This window comes from Streptomyces sp. 1222.5 (assembly GCF_900105245.1).
Classification (GTDB): Bacteria; Actinomycetota; Actinomycetes; order Streptomycetales; family Streptomycetaceae; genus Streptomyces; species Streptomyces albidocamelliae.
The window spans coordinates 7,795,172-7,811,216 of sequence record NZ_FNSZ01000001.1 but is presented as its reverse complement, the minus strand read 5'-3'; the positions used below and the strand labels follow the sequence as shown (position 1 = coordinate 7,811,216).

At 73.7% G+C, this 16,045-nt stretch carries 16 protein-coding genes; 10 read left to right on the top strand and 6 right to left on the bottom strand.

The window, feature by feature from the left end:
• Positions 1 to 25: 25 nt before the first annotated feature.
• From BLW57_RS35365 to BLW57_RS35325, 9 genes are all read left to right on the top strand, one after another.
• Complete coding sequence (locus tag BLW57_RS35365; RefSeq protein WP_093481056.1) at positions 26 to 703, top strand: AIM24 family protein; 678 nt, start codon at positions 26 to 28, stop codon at positions 701 to 703.
• Between the two features lie 154 nt (positions 704 to 857).
• Positions 858 to 1,979, top strand: coding sequence for a tetratricopeptide repeat protein (locus BLW57_RS35360; protein ID WP_093479772.1), 1,122 nt, complete (start codon positions 858 to 860; stop codon positions 1,977 to 1,979).
• Positions 1,976 to 3,007 carry a polyprenyl synthetase family protein gene (locus tag BLW57_RS35355; protein ID WP_093479771.1) on the top strand — a complete coding sequence of 344 codons (1,032 nt, stop codon included), beginning with the start codon at positions 1,976 to 1,978 and terminating at the stop codon, positions 3,005 to 3,007. Before BLW57_RS35360 ends, BLW57_RS35355 begins: the two co-directional genes overlap by 4 nt.
• Positions 3,008 to 3,100: 93 nt before the next feature.
• Positions 3,101 to 4,057, top strand: coding sequence for a threonine/serine dehydratase family protein (locus BLW57_RS35350; RefSeq protein ID WP_093479770.1), 957 nt, complete (start codon positions 3,101 to 3,103; stop codon positions 4,055 to 4,057).
• 195 nt (positions 4,058 to 4,252) lie between these two features.
• Positions 4,253 to 5,821 carry a serine/threonine protein kinase gene (locus tag BLW57_RS35345; RefSeq protein WP_093479769.1) on the top strand — a complete coding sequence of 523 codons (1,569 nt, stop codon included), beginning with the start codon at positions 4,253 to 4,255 and terminating at the stop codon, positions 5,819 to 5,821.
• 51 nt (positions 5,822 to 5,872) lie between these two features.
• Positions 5,873 to 6,844 carry an LLM class F420-dependent oxidoreductase gene (locus BLW57_RS35340; protein WP_093479768.1) on the top strand — a complete coding sequence of 324 codons (972 nt, stop codon included), beginning with the start codon at positions 5,873 to 5,875 and terminating at the stop codon, positions 6,842 to 6,844.
• A gap of 68 nt (positions 6,845 to 6,912) precedes the next feature.
• Positions 6,913 to 8,034: a hypothetical protein gene (locus tag BLW57_RS35335; protein ID WP_371127823.1), complete on the top strand. Its 1,122-nt coding sequence runs from the start codon at positions 6,913 to 6,915 to the stop codon at positions 8,032 to 8,034.
• A 62-nt stretch (positions 8,035 to 8,096) separates the two neighbouring features.
• A complete protein-coding gene (locus tag BLW57_RS35330; RefSeq protein WP_093479766.1) occupies positions 8,097 to 8,525 on the top strand; it encodes an SsgA family sporulation/cell division regulator in 429 nt (142 codons plus the stop codon).
• Between the two features lie 36 nt (positions 8,526 to 8,561).
• Positions 8,562 to 9,257 (top strand): DUF2238 domain-containing protein, encoded by a 696-nt coding sequence (locus BLW57_RS35325; RefSeq protein ID WP_176985846.1) that lies wholly within the window; start codon positions 8,562 to 8,564, stop codon positions 9,255 to 9,257.
• Positions 9,258 to 9,276: 19 nt separating this feature from the next.
• Here the strand turns inward: BLW57_RS35325 and BLW57_RS35320 are convergent, their stop codons facing one another.
• The 6 genes from BLW57_RS35320 to BLW57_RS35295 form a co-directional block, all read right to left on the bottom strand.
• A complete protein-coding gene (locus tag BLW57_RS35320) occupies positions 9,277 to 9,813 on the bottom strand; it encodes a DUF6328 family protein (RefSeq protein ID WP_093479765.1) in 537 nt (178 codons plus the stop codon).
• A gap of 76 nt (positions 9,814 to 9,889) precedes the next feature.
• Entirely contained in the window at positions 9,890 to 10,873 is a 984-nt protein-coding gene (locus BLW57_RS35315) for an aldo/keto reductase (protein WP_093479764.1), read from the bottom strand.
• A 65-nt stretch (positions 10,874 to 10,938) separates the two neighbouring features.
• Complete coding sequence (locus BLW57_RS35310; protein ID WP_093481054.1) at positions 10,939 to 11,529, bottom strand: TetR/AcrR family transcriptional regulator; 591 nt, start codon at positions 11,527 to 11,529, stop codon at positions 10,939 to 10,941.
• A gap of 62 nt (positions 11,530 to 11,591) precedes the next feature.
• Complete coding sequence (locus tag BLW57_RS35305) at positions 11,592 to 13,085, bottom strand: MFS transporter (RefSeq protein ID WP_093479763.1); 1,494 nt, start codon at positions 13,083 to 13,085, stop codon at positions 11,592 to 11,594.
• Positions 13,086 to 13,190: 105 nt separating this feature from the next.
• Complete coding sequence (locus tag BLW57_RS35300; RefSeq protein ID WP_176985845.1) at positions 13,191 to 14,012, bottom strand: lipase family protein; 822 nt, start codon at positions 14,010 to 14,012, stop codon at positions 13,191 to 13,193.
• A 90-nt stretch (positions 14,013 to 14,102) separates the two neighbouring features.
• The gene (locus BLW57_RS35295; protein WP_093479762.1) at positions 14,103 to 15,299 is read right to left on the bottom strand and encodes an FAD-dependent monooxygenase; all 1,197 of its coding nucleotides are present in this window, start codon (positions 15,297 to 15,299) and stop codon (positions 14,103 to 14,105) included.
• A 338-nt stretch (positions 15,300 to 15,637) separates the two neighbouring features.
• Here BLW57_RS35295 and BLW57_RS35290 point away from each other — a divergent pair, with 338 nt between their 5' ends.
• Complete coding sequence (locus BLW57_RS35290) at positions 15,638 to 16,018, top strand: apotyrosinase chaperone MelC1 (RefSeq protein WP_093479761.1); 381 nt, start codon at positions 15,638 to 15,640, stop codon at positions 16,016 to 16,018.
• Positions 16,019 to 16,045 lie beyond the last annotated feature (27 nt).

Sequence of the window (16,045 nt, the reverse complement as noted above, 5' to 3'; positions counted from 1 at the left end):
CATCGTCCGGGACACCATGCCCGGCATGAAGGGTGATCTCTTTTCCAGTCAGCACGTCGTGCAGCCGGCCGTGGAGCCGGGAATGTCCGTCGAGAACGCCAAGTGCCTCAAGTACGCGGTGAACGGCGAGATGCACGCCCGCCAGGGCGCGATGGTCGCCTACCGCGGCGACCTCAAGTTCGAACGCAAGGGGCAGGGCGTCGGCGGCATGCTGAAGCGCGCCGTCACCGGTGAGGGACTGCCCCTCATGGCGGTGCGCGGTCAGGGCGAGGCCTGGTTCGCGCACGAGGCGCAGAACTGCTTCGTCGTCGAGGTCGAGCCCGGCGACCGGTTCACCGTCAACGGCCGCAACGTGCTGTGTTTCGACGCCTCGCTGTCCTACGAGATAAAGACGGTCAAGGGTTCGGGCATCGCGGGCGGCGGGCTGTTCAACAGCGTGTTCAGCGGACAGGGCCGGCTCGGCCTGGTGTGCGAGGGCAATCCGCTGGTCATACCGGTCTCCGCGCACGCCCCGGTGTACGTCGACACGGACGCGGTGGTCGGCTGGACCGCGCATCTGCAGACCTCGCTGCACCGCTCGCAGTCCATCGGCTCGATGCTGCGGGGCGGCTCCGGCGAGGCCGTGCAGCTGATGCTCCAGGGCGAGGGGTACGTCGTGGTGCGGCCGAGCGAGCTGACGCCCCAGAAGGCACAGCAGCACTGAACCTTCACAAGTGACCCGGGCGGGGCGGGCAACCCGCGTCGCCGTACCCGCGTCTTGATCGACAACAGACCGAAGCCCCGGCCCCTCAGGGCCGGGGCGCATTTCCGAGATGCTATACACGGCATGTATACACTCCGTGTATAGAAGGGTACGCATGTACGGCAAGGCATCCGCCCCGGAGTACCAGGGCGCCCTCACCAACCTGTCCGTGAATTCCTCCCTGGTCGACGTACTGGCCGAGGCGACCGAGCGGCTGCGCGAGGCCGAACGGTCGGGCCGCCCCGTCGAGGCGGCGCGCTGCGGCCTCGCCGTGGCCGAGGCCCACCGGCGCCTCGGCCACGTCGGGGACGCCGACCGGGCCTGGAAGGCCAGTTACCGCGCCGCCCGGGAGGCGGCCGACACGGCGGCCATGGCCTGGGCGCTGTGGAGCGGCGGCACCCTGGCCCGGCAGCGCGGGGCGTTCCCGCTCGCCTGGCGACTGCTGGGGCTCGCGGCCGAACTGGGCGAGCGCGGCGGCGACGTGGTGGTCCGCGGCTACTCGCTGGCCGGCCTGGCGGAGACCGGCCGCATCCAGGGCGACTACGAGGCGGTCGGCCGGCTGCACGAGCAACTGCTGGCCGAGGCCCGCAGGCGCGGTGAGGCCCGGCACACGGTGTGGGCGCTGGAGGGCATCGCGCAGATGCACCGCAACACCGGCGGCTACGACGAGGCGTACGCGCTGTTCGAGGAGGCCGCGGAGATAGCCGGGCGGGCCGACGACCGGCGCGGGCACGCCTGGGCACTGCGCGGCCTCGCGGACATCGTCTCGGTGCGCGACGGCGACACGCCCCGGGCCCTGGAGCTGCTGTCCGAGGCCGAAGCCACCTGCCGTGTGATGAACCTGTCCAGCGCGCTCGCCTACAACCACAAGATGCGCGGCAACGTCCTCTACCGTGCCGGGCGGTACGCCGAGGCACGCGACCTGTACGAGCTGGCGCTGGAGGAGTTCCGGGCGATGAGCGAGCCGCGCGGCGAGGCCCTGGCCCGGCTGGGCCTCGCCAAGTCGCAGGCCCACCTCGGCCGGGACCGGGACGGGACGGCGGCCGAACTCGCGGATCTCGCCCGGACGCTGGACCGCAGCGGCCTCAAGCACGCACGGGAGATGGTGACCCGGGCGCAACGGGAGTTCGGCCTCGCCGAGGAGCCCGCGGAGTCGGTGGCGCCTGCGGAACCCGCCCGGTCGGTTGCTCCCGCGGAGTCCGTGGAGTCGGTGGCGCCCCTGGAGGTCGCACGGTGACCGTCCTCCCCGCGGCGGTACGCCCGCCGCTCGCGGCTTCCCGGACCCTCGCCCGCTGCCGCGAACTGGTCCGGCCCGCACTGACGGACGCGGTCGGGCGGCTGCATCCGTGGGTCGCCGAGATGGCCGCTTACTCCTTCGGCTGGTGCGAGGTGGGCGGGGCGCCGGCGAGCGCCCCGGGCGGCAAGGGCGTCCGGCAGGCGCTGGCGGTCCTGGGCGCCGAGGCGGCGGGCGCCGACGGGCGCGCCGGTGTCCCCGCCGCGGTCGCGGTGGAGCTGGTGCACGCCTTCTCGCTGCTGCACGACGACATCATGGACGGCGACGCGACCCGGCGCCGCCGCCCCGCCGTGTGGAAGGCGTACGGCACGGGGCCCGCGGTGCTCGCCGGTGACGCCCTGTTCGCGCTGGCCGTGGACACCCTCGCCGCCGCGCCCCAGGGGCCGGGCGCGGTACGGCTGCTCTCCGGCGCGCTCGCCGATCTGGTGCGCGGGCAGGCCGACGACCTGCTGTTCACCACCAGGCCCGGCACCGGCCCCGAGCGGGTGACGCCGGAGGAGTACCGGGCGATGGCGGAGGGCAAGACCGGCGCGCTGCTGGGCTGCGCCGCGGCCCTGGGGGCCGCGCTCGGCGGGGCACCCGAGTCCGCGATCGGCGCGCTGGACCGGGCTGGGCGGCATCTGGGGGTCGCCTTCCAGCTGGTCGACGACGTGCTCGGCATCTGGGGCGACCCGGCCGTCACCGGGAAGCCGGCGGGCGGCGATCTGCGGGAGGGCAAGAAGACCTTCCCGGTGCTCGTCGCGCTCGGCTCCCCGGATGCCCGTGGCCTGCCCGCGCTGCTCGGCGCGCCCGGCCGGGAGGCGGAGGCGGCGGCGCTGATCGCGGAGGCGGGCGGCCGTACGGCGACCCTGGCCGAGGCCCGGGCGCACACGGCCGCCGCCCGCTCGGCTCTCGCCCGGGCGCCCCTGGCGGCCGGGGCCGTGAGTGAGCTGAACGGTCTGCTGGACCTGCTGCTCGACCGCGAGCGGTGACCATGATCCGGAACCGCGTTGACCGCGGCCGCCCCGGCGGGTGAAGGTGCGATCGGCGCGGTTCCCACCCCCGCGCCGGAAGGGTGAGGCACCTTGATCGGCATCTCGGACATCGAAGCCGCCGCCGAGCGGATCGCCGGACACGTCGTGCGGACGCCGACCGTGCCGAGCCCGGGCCTGTCCGCCCTGCTCGGTGTCCCGGTCACCGCCAAGCTCGAACTGCTCCAGCGCACCGGCTCGTTCAAGGCCCGCGGCGCCACGGCGAAGCTGCTGTCGCTGAGCGAGGCCGAGCGGGCCGCGGGTGTGGTCGCGGTCAGCGGCGGCAACCACGGGATCGCGCTCGCGGTGATGGCGGCGGCCCTCGATGTGAAGGCGACCGTGGTGATGCCCCGTACCGCGCCGGCCCGGTCCGTCGGGATCGCCGAGGAGGCGGGTGCGTCGGTCCGGCTGACCGACGGCATGGACAGCGCCTTCCAGCTGGTGACGCGGCTGCGGGACGAGGGTCTGACCCTGGTGCACCCGTTCGACGACCCGGTGGTGATCGCCGGGCAGGGCACGGTGGGGCTGGAGCTGGCCGAGGACGCGGACGAGCTGACGGACGTCGTCGTCAGCATCGGCGGCGGCGGGCTGATCGCCGGGGTCGCGGCGGCGCTGCGCGCCCGGCGGCCGGGGGTCCGCGTGTGGGGCGTGGAGACGGCGGGCGCCGAGGCCCTGTCCGGCGCGCTCGCGGCGGGCGGTCCGGTACCGGTGCCGCTGACGTCCCTGGTCACCACGCTCAGCGCGCCCTCGGCCTCGCAGCTGACGTACGACCATGTGTCCGCGCTGGTCGAGGAGGTGCTGGTGGTGCCGGACCGGGACGCCGTGCGGGGCTGCCTGGACCTCGCCGACCATGCCAAGGTGTGGGCCGAGCCGGCCGCGGGCTGTCTGCTGCCGGCGGCCCGGCAGGTGGTGGCACGCGCCGGCGAGGACGCCCGGATCGGACTCGTGGTCTGCGGCGGCAACGTCACCCTCCGCGAACTCGTGGGCTGGGCCGACCGGTTCGGGCTGTGAGGCACGGCCGGCCACCTGCTTTACCCTCGGTTACCCGCAGGTCGAACACCCGTAGGTGCGGCCATCCTTAACTCGGACGCGCGTTCCGGCGATTGAATAAAAGGCAGGAAGCGCTCCGAGTTGAGGATTCTTTGAACGCACCCCCGCGCACCCCGCGTACCTCTGGGAAACACCAGGCAGGGGTTGCAGCGAGGGATGACCATGGCCAAGGCGCACGTCTCCGCACACGAGTGGGTCGCCGGGCGGTACCGGCTGCTGGAGGTATTCGCCCGCGAGACGAACCGCCTGTGGTGGTACGCCGAGGACGTGGCGGCGGAGCAGCCGCGGCTGGTGGCGCAGACCGCGCTGCCGGAGCCGTCCGACGACGACACCGCGCGCCGCGTCACCGCCCGGGTCGTGCGGACCTCCGAGACCATGCGGGTGCTGCGCCCCGGCGCGGTCGCCACCGTCGTGGACGCCGTGGTGGAGGCGGGCACCCTGTGGACGGTCACGGAGTGGATCGACGGCACCCCGCTGAGCGAACTTCTCGACCGCGAGGGCGCGTTCACCCCCGCGCGGGCGGCGCGGATCGGTCTGGAACTGCTCGACGTGCTCCGCGCCGCCCACGACGAGGGCATCACGCACGGCGAGCTGAGCCCCGGCCAGCTGTTCGTGCGCGAGGGGGGCCCGGTGGTCGTCACGGGGTTCGGGCTGGCGGGCGCGACGCTGGTCCCGCGGCTCGCGGCCCCGTCGTACGCCTCACCGGAGCAGGCCCGCGACGAGCGGATCGGCCCGGCCGCCGACCTGTGGGCGCTGGGCGCGCTGCTGTACACGATGGTCGAGGGCAGGCCGCCGTTCCGTGACCGGGGCCGGCCCGACGCCACCCTGAAGGCCGTGGACCGGCTGCCGCTGCGCACCCCGCTGCGGACGGGCCCGCTCACCCAGGCCGTGCAGGGGCTGCTCCGCAAGAGCTCGGTGGACCGGCTCGCCCGGCCGGTGGTGCACGAGGCCCTGACCCGGGCTCTGACCGGGGACACCGAAGAGGACCGGGAGCCGGCGCCGGTCCCCCGGGTGCGCGGCGCGTACCGGGGCGTGCGGCTCGCCGGGACCGGGCGGGGCCGACGGCTCCTGATCGCGGGCACGGTGCTGGCCGGCGTCACCGTGACGGCCGCCGTGCTGGCCGCGACCCACCGGCTGCCCGGCACGGACACGGCGGGCGCGCCTCCCGAGGCGACCGCCCCGGCGACCCCCGACGGGCGCCACACCGGTTCCGGCACCCCCGCACCGACGGCCCCGGCCTCCCCCGCTTCCCCCGCTCTGCCGGCGGGATACCGCACCTACAGCGCGCCCGAGGGCTTCTCCGTGGCGCTGCCCGAGGGCTGGAAGCGGCTGACCACCTCACGGGCGGACGACCTCGCCTACCGCGTCACCTTCGGCCGCGGCGGCGGCTCCCCCACCCTCGCCGTCACCTACAGCGAACGGGTGGGCCCGGACCCGGTCGCCGTCTGGCGGGACGACGTCGAGCCGGGCCTGCGCGAGCTTCCCGGGTACCGGCGCATCGGGGACGTCCGGGCCACCACCTACCAGGGCCGCAGGGCCGCCGACATCGAGTGGCTGGCGGGATCGGGAGACGACCGGGTGCACACCTTCGGGCGGGGCTTCCTGCTGGGCGGCCGGCGCGGGTTCTCCCTGCGCTTCACCACCCCGGCCGGAACCTGGGACGACGCGGTCAACCAGCAGGCGCGGAAGACGTTCCTGCGGACGTTCGCGGCGCCGGGGAGCTGACCCGGACCACTCCGGCCGTTTTCCCGCCGCCGCCCCGGGGACTCGCCCCCTATGGTGCAAATCGGATACACGATGATGACCGAGCAGGCCGGCCCCCGGGACCTCGTGGAGCACGTGGTGGGGGCCGAGGAGGCCGGGTTCGACTTCTCGGTGACCTCGGACCACTACTTTCCGTGGCTGCGCACACAGGGGCACTCCTCGTACGCGTGGAGCGTCCTGGGCGCGGCAGCCCAGGCCACCTCGCGGATTCCGCTGATGACCTACGTGACCTGCCCGCTCGTGCGCTACCACCCGGCGGTCGTGGCGCAGAAGGCGGCCACCATGCAGTTGCTGTCCGAGGGCAGGTTCCGGCTCGGCCTCGGCGCCGGCGAGAACCTCAACGAACACGTCGTGGGCGGCGGCTGGCCGCCGGCGGACGTCCGGCACGAGATGCTCGAGGAGGCGGTCCAGATCATCCGCGCGCTCTTCGAGGGCGGTCACGTCACGCACCACGGACAGCACTACGACGTGGACTCGGCGCGGCTGTGGGACCTCCCGGAGGACGCTCCGCCGATCGGCATCGCCGTGTCGGGCGAGCAGTCCTGCAAGCTCGCCGGGCACCTCGCCGATCTGGTCATCGCGACCGAGCCCAAGGCCGGCCTGCTGGAGGCCTTCGACCGGCACGGCGGCACCGGCAAGCCACGGATCGGCCAGCTGCCGGTGTGCTACGACCCGGACCGGAACACGGCGATCAAGCGCGCCCACTCCCAGTTCCGCTGGTTCGGCCTCGGCTGGAAGGTGAACGCCGAGCTGCCGCACCCCGACTCCTTCGAGGCCGCGACGCAGTTCGTCACCGAGGACGACGTCGCCTCCGCCATTCCCTGCGGTGACGACCCGGACGCCTTCGTGGAGGCGGTACGGCCCTACGCCGAGGCCGGTTTCGGGGAGATCGCCCTGGTGCAGATCGGCGGTGACACGCAAGCGGAGTACCTGCAGTGGTCGGCCAGGACCCTGCTGCCCGCCCTGCGGGAGGCGTTCGGCTGAGGCCCGCCGCTCCCCCGCTCCGCGCGTCCGCGGGGGCCGCACGGAGCGGGCCTGCCAAAGCACGGCCAATGGGCCCATATAGGCTTTCCTGTCCGCACCCGGCCCCGGGTGCGGGCCCCGAGAACGCACCCGCAGGAGAGTCGTCCGTGACCCTGGTCGTCGAGTCGTCGCCCGAGCCGTCCGCCCCCGCCGCGCAACCCCTGTCCGACCTCGTGGCGCGCGACGCCCGCGAGTTCGGCGTGTACGCGCGCACCGGAGGCTGGGCCTTCGCCCTCATGGTGGCGCGCAGTGTGCGGCCGGGCGGACAGGCCGCCGGGGAGACCCCGAAGGTCTCGGCGAAGGAGTTCGCGGAACTGGCCGGCTGCTCCCCGGAGCGGGTCATGCGCCACTACAAGGCCTGGGACCGGGCCGCCGACGACGGACTCGTGCCGCACTTCGAGACCCTCGCGCCGGGCCAGGAGACCGACCTCCCGGACGCCGACGTCTGGCTGAGCTACTACGTCTCGCGCAACAGCGCCACCTCCGAGCGGGGCACGGCCATCGCCCAGGCCGCCGAGGCCGAGGGCATCCGCCCCACCAAGGCGCTGGAGGTGGCCGAGAACCCGACCGCCCTTCGGGCCGCGATCCTCGCCGACCCGTCCACCGCCCGCGCGGCCCGGGCCGCCCTGCTGGACCGGGTCCGCGAGGACCCCGGGCTCCAGGCCGAGCTGGCCCGGGACGTCGTACGGACCGACGATCTGAAGAAGGCCGTGGCGACCGAGAGCCGGGCCGCCGACCGGATCGGCTACGTCCGCCAGATCGCCGAGTCCGGGCAGATCAGGACGCCCGCCGGACAGACGGTGGAGGCCCCCGCCGGGCTGCGCGAGGAGGCGGAACGGCACCTGTCCCTCCTCGACGAGCTGGAGGACGGCGAGGACACCGGCGAGTGGGCCACCGAGGCGTACGGCACCATGAAGTCGCTGGTCGCCGAGACGGTCGAGGCCGACCCCGAGCTGCGCGTCCAGGAACGGCGCACCCGGTTCTACAGCAGCCTGCAGAAGGCGACCCGGGCGTTCGAGGAGCTGACCTTCGACGACGCCCAGGACTACTACGAGGACGACATGGTCCGGCGGCTGGAGGAGCTCCAGCAGGCGATCGGCACCTGTCTGTCCGCTTTGCGGGGCGCGGGCGCGCATCATTCGCACGGGTGAGCATTCCTTGCGGGACGGGGGTACTAGGAGGCCCTGAACCGATTGTTCCCGGAGGCCCTCGCGTGAAGTCGTTCGTGCACAAGACCCTGGTGGTGCAGCTCCACGCGGGGGGTACCGCCCGGTGTCCCGTGCTCGCCCATCTCAGTTACGACGTGGAAGACCCGTTCGCCGTCACCGCCGTGTTCGGCCACGACGGCCGGGTGCTGGCGCGGTGGCGGCTGGACCGGGAGATGCTCTTCGACGGGCTGACCGGGCCGGTCGGCATCGGCGACGTGCGGCTGCGGCCGACCGCCGACGGGATGTGGCGGGAGCTGCGCATGGAGTTCCTCGGGGACTACCGGCCCGACGGCGGCCGCCACCACGCGGTGGTGTTCGCCTGGGCGCCCGCGGTCGCGGCGTTCCTGCGGGACACCCTCCAGGTCGTGGCGCGCGGGCAGGAGCGCGTCGCGGTCGACGAGTTGCTCGAGGAGATCCTCTCCGGGGCTGAGTAGCCGTACTCATGCCGGCCGCCCGGGGCCGGCGCCACGATGGGGGCTCCCGAGCCAAGGAGCCCCGCCGTGACCGCAGTGCACCCCGTCCCGTACGCCGCGCCGCGCCGCGTGCCGCCCGCCGTGTACGCCGCCGTGGCGGCCGCCGGACTCGCCGTCTCCGCATGGGGGGTGCGGGACCGCACCACCTGGTTCCTGGAGACCGTGTGGGCACTGATCGGCCTGCCCCTGCTGGTGCTGCTCCGGCGGCGCTTCCCCCTGACGGGTCTGCTGTACGGGCTGCTGGCGGTGCACGCGCTGGTTCTCGCGATGGGCGGCCACTACACGTACGCGCAGGTCCCGCTCGGCGACTGGGTGCGCGACACCTTCGGTCTGGCCCGCAATCCGTACGACCGCTTCGGGCACCTGATGCAGGGCTTCGTCCCGGCCGTCCTCGTGCGCGAACTGCTCGTCCGTACCTCTCCGCTGCGTGGCAGCCGCTGGCTGGCGCCCCTCACCGTCTGCGCGTGCCTGGCCTTCAGTGCGTGCTTCGAGCTCCTGGAGTGGGCAGCGGCCGAGATCGGCGGGCACGGCGCGGACGCGTTCCTCGCCACCCAGGGCGATGTGTGGGACACCCAGTGGGACATGTTCTGCGCTCTCATCGGGTCCGTGCTGTCCCTGCTGCTGCTGAGCCGCGTCCACGACCGCCGGCTGCGGGCCCTGGAGGCCGCCGCCGAGGTACGCGCCGGCCGGTGAGGGCACCGGGGCCGCCTGCCTACCGGCGGCCCGGCCCGCCGTCTACCGTCTGGGGCGCCGGCCGTTCGCCGGGCTCGCTCGTGTGCCGGCGGCGGGCCCACAGGGGCAGTCCGTACCAGCAGACGAGGTACCAGGTGACGACCGCCGACACCAGGTACGGCACATAACCGTCGTGGGTGGCCACCCGGAGGATCAGGAGCAGGGAGGACGTCATCGTGGCGAGCAGCAGCACCAGCCCGACGAACGTCATCCTCGACGCCAGCCGGACGGCCTGCGGCTTGACCCGGCGGCCGGAGACCAGACGGTGCAGGGAGACCGGTCCGATCAGGGCGCCGGTCGCGCAGGCGCCGAGGACGACGGTCCCGATGTAGATGGCCTTGTCGGTGGAGGCCAGCTGCGAGTACTTCGGCGTGAAGACCACCGTCAGCAGGAAACCGAACAGGATCTGAACGCCCGTCTGGGCCACGCGGACCTCCTGGATGAGTTCACCCCACATCCGGTCGGCCCGTTCCTCCTCGGTCTCGTCGCGGCCTCTGCGCCGCCCGTCCTCCGTCATGCGGTTGCGTGTAACCGTCCGGCCGTTCGTTCAAACGAGGGGTGCGGTGCTCCAGCACGCCGGGGCGTCGCCGCCTCTACCAGCGGTGCTCCACCTGGTCCTTGATCCGGCGGTCGTACAGCTCCCGGATCGCGGCGGCCGTCTCGGAGGGCAGCGGAGGCAGCTTGGCCGCGGCGGCGTTGGCGCGGGCCTGCCCGGGGTTGCGCGCGCCGGGGATCACGGTGGTCACGCCGTCCTGCTCGATGATCCAGCGCAGGGCCAGCTGGGCCGGGGTGAAGCCCTCGGGGGCGAGGGCGGCGAACTCGGCGGCCGCCTCCACACCGGTGCCGAACTCCACGCCGGAGAACGTCTCGCCCTGGTCGAAGGCCTCGCCGTGCCGGTTGTAGGTGCGGTGGTCGTCGGGCGCGAACACCGTGTCCTTGGTGTACTTGCCGGACAGCAGGCCGGAGGCGAGCGGCACGCGCGCGATGATGCCCACGCCGGCCTCGCGGGCGGCGGGCAGGACCTCGGTCAGCGGTTTCATCCGGAAGGGGTTGAGGATGATCTGCACGCTCGCCACGTTCGGACGGGCGATCGCGGTCAGCGCCTCCGCACAGGTCTCCACGCTCACCCCGTAGGCGGCGATGCGCTCCTCCTCGACCAGGGTGTCCAGGGCGTCGAAGACCGCGTCCGAGGAGTAGACCGCGGTGGGCGGGCAGTGGAGCTGGACCAGGTCGACACGGTCGACACCGAGGTTGCGGCGCGAGCGGTCGTTCCAGGCGCGGAAGTTGTCCAGGACGTAGTTCTCGGGGAGCTGTTCGACCCGGCGGCCCATCTTGGTGGCCACCAGCACGTGCAGGTCGGGCCGGCTGCTCAGGAACGAGGCGATGGTCTCTTCGCTGCGGCCGTCGCCGTACACGTCGGCGGTGTCGAAGAAGGTGACCCCCGACTCGGCGGCCGTCTCCAGGACGGACAGGGCCTCCTTGTCGTCCACGTCGCCCCAGTCGGCGCCCAGCTGCCACGTGCCGAGGCCGACGACCGATGCCCACTGACCCGACCTGCCGATTACCCGTTCGTCCATGCCGTCAGTCTGTCACCCGCTCCGCCGTCCCGCGGAACGGGCCGCTCCGGGCGTGGCGGCGGCGCTCAGCCCGTCGGCGTCAACTGTGCCTGAACGAGGGGACCGTAGCGGTCGGCGATGGTGTCGATGTCGCTCTCGCGCAGGTGCGGGCCGCGGGCCACGCCGTACATCACGCCGAGGCCGACGAGGGCGGCGACGGCGAGTTCGGCGCGCAGTCCGGCGTCGGGGCCGGAGAGCCGGGCGGCGAGGCGTTCGGTCACCTGGGCGCGGAAGTTGCCGCGCAGGATGTCGCCGTGGTCGCCGTGCAGCGGGGCGAAGGCGATGCGCACCAGGGGGTCGGCGCCGCGGTCGCGCTGGCTGGCGAGCACGTGCCGGGCCATGTGCCGGCCGAGGCCGGGCACGGGGGCGGCCAGCAGGGCGTCGGCGTCCGTCTCGAAGGACATCACGCGGGCGAACAGGGTGTCCTTGTTGCCGAAGTACTTCAGGATCAACGGCGGGCTGACACCGGCGCGTTCGGCGACGGCCTTGAGGGTGATGTCGGCGTGTGCGTGCCGGGCGAGGAGATGGCGGGCGGCCTTGAGGATCGCCGCCCTGGTGGCCTCGGCGTCGCGGCGGGCGGGGACGGGTGGTTCCGGGGCGGCGGACCGGGCCGTCAGGGGTGCGGCACCCGCGGGGCCCGACCCGGTCGCCTCGTGCTCCGATGCGGTGTTCAGGGTCCTCACGCTCCTTCCAGTGCCTCGTCGCGGGCATCCCGGGCGGCGTCCCGGGCGCGGCGGCTCCCTCCCGAGGGGGCGTCGCCCGGGATGGTCAGGGCGGCGGCGCAGGCGGCCAGGGCGACGGCACCGGCCATCGCGAAGGCCAGCAGGTAGCCGTGCAGCGTCGGCACCGGGATGCCGCCGAGGGGGCTGCTGTGGTGGACGAGGACGGCGGCGACGGCGGCGCTGGAGGTGGCCTGGCCGATGGTGCGCATGAGGACGTTGACGCCGTTGGCCGAGGCGGTCTGCCCGGCCGGCACGGCACGCAGGATGAGGGTCGGCAGCGCCGAGTAGGCGAGCGTCGTCCCGGTCGCCACCACGGTGGCCCCGAGGATGATCATCCACAGGTCCCGGCTGTCGGCGATGCGCAGGGCGTAGCCGCAGGCGATGACGGCAGCGCCGAGGGCGAGGGTGATGCGCGGGCCGCGGCAGGCCGAGATGCGCGCGGACAGCGGTGAGAACAGCAGCATCGTCACGCCGCCGGGCAGCAGGCACAGACCGGTGGCGACGATCGACAGTCCGAGGCCGTAGCCGGTGGCCTTCGGCGCCTGCACCAGCTGGGCGGTGACCAGGGAGTTGGCGTAGAAGGCGAAGCCGGTCAGCAGGGCCGCCACGTGCGACAGACCGACGCGCGGCCGGGTCACCAGCCTGAGGTCGACCAGCGGCCGTTCGGCCCGCAGTTGCTGCCACCACCACAGCGCGAGCACGGCGACGGCGACGGCGAACAGCCCGAGGACGCGGGGGCCGGCCCAGCCCCAGGTGCCGCCCTGGGAGACGCCCAGCAGCAGGCTCACCAGTCCGGCGGCGAGGCCGAGCGCGCCGAGCGTGTCGAACCGTCCGGGCTCCCGCACCGGGGACTCCTTGACCGCCCACCAGGTGGCCGCGACGCCCAGCGCGCCCAGGGCGCTGGTCAGCCAGAACATGGTGTGCCAGTCGGCGTACTGCACGACGAGCGCGGCGAGCGGCAGGCCGAGCGCGGCGCCGATGCCGACGGTGGAGCTCATCAGGGCCACCGCCGAGCCCCGGCGCTCGGGCGGGAGTTCGTCGCGCAGGATGCTGATGGACAGCGGGACGACCGAGGCGGCGGCGCCCTGGAGCGCGCGGGCGGCGATGAGCACGCCGATGTCGGAGGACAGGGCGCACAGCACCGAGCCGACGGTCATCAGGGCGAGCGCGCCCGAGAGCACCCGGCGCTTGCCGTACATGTCGCCTGCGCGGCCCAGCACCGGGGTGAGCACGGCGCCCGAGAGCAGGGTCGCGGTGACCATCCAGGAGACCGCGGCGGCCGAGGCGCCGGTGAGCCGGGGCAGGTCCGGCAGAAGGGGGACGACCACGGTCTGCATGACCGCCATGAGGATGCCGCCCGACGCCAGCACCGGGATGGTGAGCCGGTCCCGCAGCGGTGCCGCCGCGGGCGGGTTACCGGGCGGCGTGGGTATCGGGGCGGGGTGGTCCATCGGCGCTCCTGGGGACGGCGTGGCGACGTGGTGAATAACAATTCACCTTATCGAGTGAATGGCCATTCACCAACATTGTCCGTCCCGGTCGCCGGGCCTGCACGGTCATGTCAGGTTCTTCTCCAGGGCCGTCAGATAGCTGCGCATGAAGTGGTCGCGGACGCCGTCCGAGGCGGGCGCCAGGGCGTCGGCGGTGAGTCCTCGCGCCCGGTCGGAGAGGGCCGAGAACATGGGCATGGTCTCGTGCAGCTTTCCGCGGGAGTCGATGTAGCGCAGCGCCCGGACATGGGTGTACGCGGGCTCGGGCGGCAGCTGGGCCACGATGTCGTTGTTGTTGACGAAGCGGTACATCCGGCCGCCGAATCCCTGGTGGAACGCCTCGGCGAGGAGCCGGTCGCAGGTGCGCGGCTGGCCGAAGGTGTAGACGCCGTCCGCCGTCAGGTGCGGGGCCTCCAGGTACAGCCGGGCGCCGGCCAGCATGGCGAGGGCGCCGCCCAGGCTGTGGCCGGTGAAGTACAGGCTCTGCCCGTCGGTGCGCAGCTCCGCGAGGGCGCCGGCGACGGCGGGGTGGACCGCGTCCAGGGCCTCGGCGAAGCCGTGGTGGACGTAGCCGTTGCCCCCGGGTCCCGGCCGGGGCGGGGTGGTGGCGTCGGAGAGCCAGTCCTTGATCTCGTCCGGTTCGGTACCGCGGAACGCCGTGACGATCATGCGGTCGCTCGCGAGGGTGTACGCCTGGGTGTCCGCCAGCGGGAAGGGCGGGGTGAACCGGGTCTCGTGGTGCCGCACCCGGTCGAACCCCCACCGTGCGGCCTGCTCCTCGATGTCGGCCCGGTCCCGGTAGGCGAGGTCGGCCGCGCGGGCCAGCCAGTAGGCACGCCGCAGGCTGTAGCCGGACGCGGAGTGGTCGAAGTCGACGGGTACGGCCATGGGCAGGGGCTCCTTCGGGGGCGGGGCGGGCTGTGGACTGCGCCGGGGCGGCTCCCCCGGAGGCGGGGGCGGTCCGGCCGGTGAGGGCCCTCAGTCCCGGTGGGCCGCGGAGCGGGCCTGCAGGGTTCGTGCCGCTCTCGGGCCGAGCCAGCGCTTCAGCCTGCGCAGCACCTCCAGTCGCCCGGCCGCCTTGTCGAGGCCGTAGTACAGCTGGGGCGGGACGTAGGGCAGCAGGGGCGAGTGGCGCTGACCGAGCAGGGCGAACATCCGGTGCGGTGGCAGGTGGATGTAGCGGGGCAGGTTCTCGTACCACCGGGCGCTGTAGCGGGCCGCGCTCTGCGCGGACAGCAGCTCGGCCCGGCGCCGGCGTTCGTAGGCGGCGAGGGCCCCGGGCAGCCGGCCGTGCTCGCGCAGGGCGCCGGCGAGGCACATGGCGTCCTCCAGTGCGAGGGTGGTGCCGGCGCCGATGGAGTAGTGCGTGGTGTGGGCCGCGTCGCCGAGCAGGACGAGGTTGCCGTGGTGCCAGGCCCGGTTGGTGAGGGTGCGGAAGTTCAGCCAGGAGGCGCCGTCGCGGCCGATGAGCGGGTGGCCGTCCAGGACGCCCGCGAAGAGCTTCTCCAGCAGGGCCAGGCCTTCGCCCCGGTCGGCCCGGTCCAGCCCGAGGCCGGTGAAGGTCTCCGGGGAGCACTCGACGACACAGGTGCTGTGACCGTCGCCGTAGCCGTAGCCGTAGGCCCAGATCCAGCCGTGCCCGGTCTCGGTGAAGGCGAAGGTGAAGGCGTCGAAGACCTTGGTGGTGCCGAGCCAGATGTAGTGGTTGCGGCCGGCGGTGACCTCGGTGCCGAAGTGCCCGGCGTGGTGGGCGCGCAGGGCGCTGTGCACCCCGTCGGCCGCGACGACGAGGTCGGCGCCGGCGGGCGGCGCGCCGATCTCGCTCTCGTACTCCAGGCGCACCCCGAGGGTGCGGGCCCGGTCGGCGAGCAGGTCGAGCAGCCGGTGGCGGCCGATGCCGAAACCCTCGTCCCCGCGCTGACGTGCCGTCAGGTCCCCCACCCGGGCGACCCCTTCGTGCCAGCGGACGGACGCCTCCTCGATCGCCCGGGCCGAGGCGACGTCGTGCTCCTGGAGCCTGTCGAGCAGACCGCGCCAGTACGTCACACCCCAGCCGTAGGTCGAGCCCTCCGGGTTGCGCTCGTGGACCGTGATCTCGTGCGCCGGGTCCTGCCGTTTGAGCAGGATGGCGAGATACAGGCCCGCGGGGCCCCCTCCGACACAGACGACCTTCACCGCGCACACCCCTGACAGTCACCCAACGTGTCCGAACGGCACCGCAGGGTAGCAGGGTCCGGGATCGCGCGATCACGTCAATTCGGCGCGGTGAGCCGTGCCACCCTGGCGCGCCATGCCCGGCAAGGACCACCGCGAATCCGGGTGCTTCGGCAAGGAACTCCCCGTTCCGGGCCGATCCGACCGACTCCACAGCAAGATCATCTTGGTTCAAATCCGTACCGCATGTGGGTAATTGTCCGGATCGTAGCCAACCGGGCGCGCGGAATTTCCCGCGCCCCCGAACCCCCCGATAGGCATGCGTCGTCACCACCGGAACACCCTCCTGGAGGACCCGCATGCCCGACATCACCCGGCGCCGCGCGCTCACCACGGCGGCCGCCCTGGCCGCGACGGCCTCGGCCGCCGCGCTGGTCGCGCCGGCCGCCTCGGCCGCCGGACACGACCACGGCCACACCGCACCCGACACCTTCGACGAGGTCTACAAGGGCCGCCGGATACAGGGCCGGCCGTCGAGCGGAGGCGGTCACCACCACGAACACGGCGGCGGCTACGCGGTGTTCGTCGACGGCGTGCAGCTGCACCTGATGCAGAACGCCGACGGCACCTGGATCAGCGTGGTCAGCCACTACGACCCGGTGCCGAACCCGCGTGCCGCCGCCCGTGCCGCGGTGGACGAGCTGCAGGGCGCGGCCCTGCTGCCCTTCCCCGCCAACTGACCGCCCCCGCAAGGATCTACGGAGCCA